The organism is Bacillus sp. SRB_8, assembly GCF_003264205.1.
GTDB classification, from domain to species: domain Bacteria; phylum Bacillota; class Bacilli; order Bacillales; family Bacillaceae_G; genus Bacillus_A; species Bacillus_A mycoides.
The window spans coordinates 1-1,872 of sequence record NZ_NADT01000009.1 but is presented as its reverse complement, the minus strand read 5'-3'; the positions used below and the strand labels follow the sequence as shown (position 1 = coordinate 1,872).

The 1,872-nt window shown below is 29.4% G+C and carries 2 protein-coding genes; both read right to left on the bottom strand.

Annotated elements, in window-relative coordinates; translation table 11 throughout:
* Positions 1-70 precede the first annotated feature (70 nt).
* Entirely contained in the window at positions 71-856 is a 786-nt protein-coding gene (locus B5P40_RS08805; protein ID WP_002192070.1) for a GNAT family N-acetyltransferase, read from the bottom strand.
* 291 nt (positions 857-1,147) lie between these two features.
* A complete protein-coding gene (locus B5P40_RS33385; RefSeq protein ID WP_002192069.1) occupies positions 1,148-1,282 on the bottom strand; it encodes a hypothetical protein in 135 nt (44 codons plus the stop codon).
* Between the last annotated feature and the right edge of the window lie 590 nt (positions 1,283-1,872).

Genomic DNA, 1,872 nt, shown 5'->3' with positions numbered 1-1,872 from the left:
CTTCTTGGCTAAAATGATAAAAATTCTCTTTCTCTACAATTAGTTAGTTTGAGAATTTAGCTCATTTTTTCTATCCCTCGTGAATTTCTTTAATACTTTTTCCTTCTAAAAATGCATGTCCCGTTTTAATTTTTTCTACTGTTTCAAATCCATACTTTTCATACACTTTTTCTACTGTTTCGTTAATTGGGATCACCCAAAGATTATCTAGTCCTCTATTCATTACTTCACTTTGAATAAAGTGGATAAGTTCACCTATTAACCCTTTACCTCTAAAATTTTCAATTGTAGCTACACTTTCCATCCGGGCCTGTTTTTCATGTTCAAAAATACAAGCGATGGAACATGCTACTCCATTGTATCTAAGTAGATAGTGAGTGAATGCTGGATGTTGGAATTCATCTTGAAAAGCTTTTTTTCTAACTTCGCCTCCTAACTCTTTTATACTACATTCAATATCTAAAGCTTCTTCAAAATTTAATTCAGATACCTTTTCAATAGTAATTTTTTCATTTTTATCTTTTTTAGTTAATTTCTTATTCCATAATTGGACTGGACTTATTAATTCTTCAAATCCAAAATTCTTTATTTGTAATTCAGAAATCAGTTTTTCTTGCATATCTAAGTTGTATATATATAATCTAGGTACTATATTTTTAGTCTTATAGAAATGGACTACTTCATCTACTATCATTTGTGGATTTAAACTTACTACACTTACATGTGCATGATTTGTATCATAATAATATGGGTTACTTTCATTACAAAATATAGAACCCCATGATTTCTCTATTCGGCTAGTAAAGGTTTCAAGATATGCAAAATCCAGCTCAAGAACATTTTTTAAACTAGTCATACGATATTCCCTCTTCTCTATTTATTTCTTCAATATCTTCTGTACTTTATTATACATTTAAATATTTTAATTTTCAGTTTTTTGTCAAAATATATCTCATACCCTTCAAAAAATATTTTCAAGAAAAATGAAAGTAAACTTTTGAATATTAGTTTACTTTCATTGATAGAAGTAGAACCACATACCCATCAACCCAATATTTTGGAGTACCTCCAAAAAAAATTAACCTCAGATACAACAAAAGAGCCTTACCTCTGTAGGCAAGACTCCACTAGTGTAGTTATATAGTATTTACATAGCAAGTAAGAAACATAAAACATATAATACCAAGTAGCAGAACCCTAACATTCCGCCTATAGCTAGTACCTGTTTAACCCAGCTCTTGAATTTCAGATTACTGTCAATAATCGCTTGCACTCTTTCCATATCCGTTTCCTCCTATTAAGGAGAACCCTTAAAGACTCTCACCTCGATATGATAACATTAAAGAATAAATAATAGAGGTCTAATTTTTGTCTGAATATATAAATATGCAATATTGCATATAAGAATGTATTGATAAAAATGTAAGCGCTTACTATAATGAAAGCATAAAGATAAATCACATCTTAGCATCAACAAAAGAGGAGGAAATAATATGACAATCGCAATGGCAGTTTTATCATTCTTAGGTGGAGTACTTCCATTAGTAACAGAACTTTTAAAAGCAGTAATGTAAATTCATTATTCCACAATTATTTATAAAAATTATCATACCTTAATACGAAAAAAGAGGAGGAAATAATATGGCAATCGCAATGGCAGTTTTAAAATTTGTAGGTGGAATCATTCCATTTGTACAAGAACTTTTAAAAGCAGTAATGTAAGTTCATTATTCCGCAATTATTTATAAAAATTATCATACAAATGATCTGTATATCAAAAGTGAATTGATGTGCAGATCATTTGTGTGAGCGAAGTCCCTTTAGCATTATGAAGGGACTTTTTTGTTATTACCGAAAGTAAACTTTTAGATA

Bases quoted from the DNA above. Each gene is read 5' to 3' on its own strand.
- B5P40_RS08805 (WP_002192070.1), bottom strand. From the start codon at position 856: ATGACTAGTTTAAAAAATGTTCTTGAGCTGGATTTTGCATATCTTGAA.
- B5P40_RS33385 (WP_002192069.1), bottom strand. From the start codon at position 1,282: ATGGAAAGAGTGCAAGCGATTATTGACAGTAATCTGAAATTCAAGAGC.